Source organism: Methylobacterium sp. WL103, from assembly GCF_008039885.1.
In the GTDB taxonomy this organism is placed as follows: Bacteria; Pseudomonadota; Alphaproteobacteria; order Rhizobiales; family Beijerinckiaceae; genus Methylobacterium; species Methylobacterium cerastii.
Map to the genome: position 1 here is coordinate 1 of NZ_VRUX01000401.1, position 4002 is coordinate 4002.

Below are 4002 nucleotides of genomic sequence, written 5' to 3' on the forward strand. Positions count from 1 at the left end.
ACTGGCGGCGCCTCGGCCGCGAGCCGCCGCCAGTTCTCCGCGACGGCGCCGAGATCGACGGTGAGGCGGGCGCCGTGCCCGGTGGCATCTGTCACGGTGCTGTCTCGGGAAATCGTCGGGCTCCGAGGTTTTCGCCAAGCGTGCGGTCGATTCGCCATGCGTGCGGGCGACCCGCAAGGCATGCCATTAACGCGCCAGCGGCCGGAAGGCACGGCGCCTGCAAGGCCTGGGCTCCAGCCGACGCCGGAGCCGTCGGCGCGTCGAAGGCTCGCGAGGAAGGATCACCGAGAATGGCGTTCGCCTGCACGATCCCGGCGATTCCCACCGTCCAGCAGGACGATGCGACGCTTCGCATCACCCGGTGGGACTTCGCCCCCGGCGCGGTGACCGGCTGGCACGAGCACGGTTGGCCCTACTTCGTGGTGATGCTGGTGGCCGGGACGCTCCGGGTCCACGACGGCGAGAAGGTCGGCGAGACCGCGCTCGCCGCGGGGCAGGCCTACAGTCGCCCGGCCGGCATCCGCCACGACGTGATGAACGGCTCGGACCATCCGATCGCCTTCGTCGAGATCGAGGTGAAGCAGCCCGGTGCGCTGGTGACGCTGTAGCGCCGGCGCCTACGAGACCTCGGGTTCGGGCGGCCACGCGATCGCGCGGGTCATGATCGCCTCGTAGGGATACGGGCACGCGGTGGGGAACACCGACTCGTCGAGGCCGGTCTCGCCTGCGGCCTCGATCCGAGCCCGGCGGTAGGCGCGAGCCAGGAATTGCGGAAGCAGCGGCACGAGGCTCGGGCTGTCCTCGATCCGTTCGGCGACCGAGAGGCGCTGCGTCTTGATCGAGGTGGCCCAGCCGCGCGTGCGCCGCTGGGGCTGGTGATCCCATTTCAGCAGGTGAAGCAGGATCACGCGCAGGGCGCTCGTCAGGGCATGGTGTTCCGTGCGGGACAAGGCTTCGATCTCATCGGCGAGATGCGCGAGATCGAGGCGATCCCAGGTGCCCGCGCGCAGGTGCGCGGCCTGCTCCAGCGACCAGGCCGCGAGGTCGGCCTCGTATGCCGTTCCGGATCTCGGGCTCTCCACGCGTCTCGGCGCCGCCACGGTCGTCCTCCTCCATTCGCGCGGTCACAGCCTATCACATCTGGTCCGGCAGCCGGTCGCTCTGGGCGAGGTTCGAGAACCGGGTGATGTTGGCGTCGAACTGCAGCTCCACCGTGCCAGTCGGGCCGTGGCGCTGCTTGCCGAGGATGACCTCGGCCTTGCCGTGGACGCGGTTCATCTCCGCCTCCCAGGCGAAGAACTCCTCGGTGCCCTCGCGGGGCTTCTTGTTGTTGACGTAGTATTCCTCGCGGAACACGAACATTACCACGTCGGCGTCCTGCTCGATCGAGCCCGATTCGCGCAGGTCCGAGAGCTGCGGGCGCTTGTCGTCGCGGTTCTCGACCTGGCGCGACAGCTGCGACAGCGCGATGATCGGCACCGATAGCTCCTTGGCCAGCGCCTTCATGCCGGTGGTGATCTCGGTCATCTCCTGCACGCGGTTGTCCGAGCGCTTGCCGGAGCCGGCGAGCAGCTGCAGGTAGTCGACGATCAGCACGTCGAGGCCCTTCTGGCGCTTGAGGCGCCGGGCGCGGGCGGCGAGCTGCGCGATCGAGATGCCGCCGGACTGGTCGATGTAGAACGGGATCGTCTGCATGTCGCGGGCGGCGTCGGTGATCTTGTAGAAGTCCTCCGGCCGGATGTCGCCGCGGCGGATCTTGTAGGAGGGCACGCCCGACTGCTCGGCGATGATGCGGGTGGCGAGCTGCTCGGCCGACATCTCGAGCGAGAAGAACCCGACGATGCCGCCGTTCTTGGTCTTGATCGTGCCGTCGGCCTGCTTCTCGCCCTGGTAGGCCTTTGCGATGTTGAAGGCGATGTTGGTCACGAGCGAGGTCTTGCCCATGGCCGGACGGCCGGCGAGGATGATCAGGTCGGAGGATTGCAGTCCGCCCATCTTGGCGTCGAGGTCGGAGAGCCCCGTGGCCAGCCCCGAGAGCTTGCCCTCGCGCTGGTAGGCCTTGGCCGCCATGTCGACGGCGGTGGTCAGCGCGTCCGAGAACTTCTGGAAGCCGCCGCTGTACCGGCCGGCTTCCGCCAGCTCGTAGAGCCGCCGCTCCGTTTCCTCGATCTGGTCGCGCGGCGCCTGCTCGACGGGCGCCTCGTAGGCGCCGTTGACGAGGTCCTCGCCGATGGTGATCAGCCGGCGGCGGATGGCGAGGTCGTAGATCGTGCGGCCGTACTCGCCGGCGTTGATGACGGTGGTGGCGTCGGCGGCGAGCCGCGCGAGGTACTGCATCACCGTCTGGCCGCCGAAGTCGGCGTCGCCGAGATAGGTCTTCAGGGTGATCGGGGTCGCGAGCTTGCCCGCCTTGATCAGCGAGGTCGCCACCTGGAAGATCTGCTGGTGGGCGTCTTCCATGAAGTGCTCGGGCAGCAGGAAGTCCGAGACGCGGTAGTAGGCGTCGTTGTTCACCAGCATCGCGCCGAGCAGCGCCTGCTCCGCGTCGATATTGTGCGGCGCGACGCGGTACTCCGCCTGCACGGCTTCGAGCTTGGCCGCTAGGGCATTGGGCAGGGCCATCGGCGGTCGCTCCGAATCGATGCGGGCCGGGCCGGCCCCGCATCCCGAACAAGATCCGACGACCATGGCACCGGTAGGGTTGACCGATGCTTAGCCGCCGACGTCCGCGTCACGGTAGCCCGGAACGCGAGGACGCCCGCCCCTCGGTTCGAGGAACGGGCGTCCATCTTGGAACAAACGATGAACGCGTCAACCCTCTCGGGGCGCCGTCCCCGCTGTCACCGCCATCCACAGCCCTCCGTCTCCATCGCAGGAGGCGGGAGGGCGGCGCGATCAGCCGCGGTCGTCGGCGCCTTCGCCGGCCTCGGCCAGCGCCATGCCGACTTCCAGGCCGAGGTCGTCGAGGTTGAACGCCTCGCGCTCGGTGACCGACTCGCCGCGGGCCTGACGCTCGGCCTCCTCGGGGCTGCGGGCGACGTTGACGGTGACCTTCACGTCGACCTCGGGGTGCAGCACCACCGGGACCACGTGCAGGCCGAGCGTCTTGATCGGCTGGTTCAGGGTGAACTGGCCGCGCTCGACGGTGAAGCCGTCCTTGGTCACGACCTCGGCGAGGTCGCGGGTGGAGACCGAGCCATAGAGCACGCCGGACTCGCCCGACTGGCGGATGAGCACGAAGGTCTGGCCGTCGAGCTTCTCGGCGACGGCCTCGGCGTCCTTCTTGCGGTCGAGGTTCTTCGCCTCGAGCTGGGCGCGCTGGGTCTCGAAGTGCTTCTTGTTGCCTTCCGTCGCGCGCAGCGCCTTGCCGCGGGCGAGGAGGAAGTTGCGGGCGAAGCCCGGCTTCACGTTCACGGTCTCGCCCATCTGGCCGAGCTTGGCGACGCGCTCAAGCAGGATCACTTCCATGGTTTTCGTCCTTCTCTCAGTGGGGCCGCCGCTGCGGGCCGGCCGGGGTCTCAAGGGGCCGCGCCGTCGGGTCGACGGCGGCGGTTGAGCGCGGTGTCGGCGAGGCCGAACAGGGTGAGCACGATCAGGGCGATGCCCTGCGTGAAGAACAGGATCAGGTAGAGGCCGAACAGCATCATGCCGCGGGCGGGCCGGCCGCGGCTGCGGTCGTGGAAGGCGGCGAGCCCCTGCAGCGCGAAGACCGCGCTCACCGAACCGACGAGTGCGGTGCCGAGGACGCCCGCGTAGCCCGGCGCGAAGGCGAGGACCGCCGCCACCGCCAGCAGCCCGAGCATGGTGCGCGGCATGATGGTCGCAGGGATGTCCGGCCAGGGCCGCGGCAGGCGGCCCGAGAGCTGGACGATGCGGGCGGAGGCCCAGAGATAGAAGGTCAGGAGCAGGGCGAGACCGTTCGCGGCGAAGGCCGGCACGGTGCGGGCCAGCGCGTCGACCAGCTCGGCATGGGCTTCCGCGGCCGCGGGCGCGGCGTCGGCG

4 protein-coding genes and 1 pseudogene are annotated in these 4002 nt (G+C 69.5%); 1 reads left to right on the forward strand and 4 read right to left on the reverse strand.

Annotation, left to right across the window (positions count from 1 at the left end):
- The first annotated feature begins 290 nt into the window (after nt 1-290).
- A complete protein-coding gene (locus FV222_RS19310) occupies nt 291-608 on the forward strand; it encodes a cupin domain-containing protein (RefSeq protein ID WP_147762643.1) in 318 nt (105 codons plus the stop codon).
- Between the two features lie 9 nt (nt 609-617).
- Here FV222_RS19310 and FV222_RS19315 read toward each other — a convergent pair whose 3' ends face one another.
- The 4 genes and pseudogenes from FV222_RS19315 to FV222_RS19330 form a co-directional block, all read right to left on the reverse strand.
- Nucleotides 618-1100, reverse strand: a complete 483-nt coding sequence (locus tag FV222_RS19315; RefSeq protein WP_147762644.1) for a DUF29 domain-containing protein — start codon at nt 1098-1100, stop codon at nt 618-620.
- Between the two features lie 34 nt (nt 1101-1134).
- Nucleotides 1135-2622: a replicative DNA helicase gene (locus FV222_RS19320; RefSeq protein ID WP_147750485.1), complete on the reverse strand. Its 1488-nt coding sequence runs from the start codon at nt 2620-2622 to the stop codon at nt 1135-1137.
- A gap of 273 nt (nt 2623-2895) precedes the next feature.
- Nucleotides 2896-3468, reverse strand: coding sequence for a 50S ribosomal protein L9 (gene rplI / locus FV222_RS19325; RefSeq protein ID WP_147750486.1), 573 nt, complete (start codon nt 3466-3468; stop codon nt 2896-2898).
- A gap of 50 nt (nt 3469-3518) precedes the next feature.
- A pseudogene (locus tag FV222_RS19330) lies at nt 3519-4002 on the reverse strand (hypothetical protein); the annotation flags it as partial.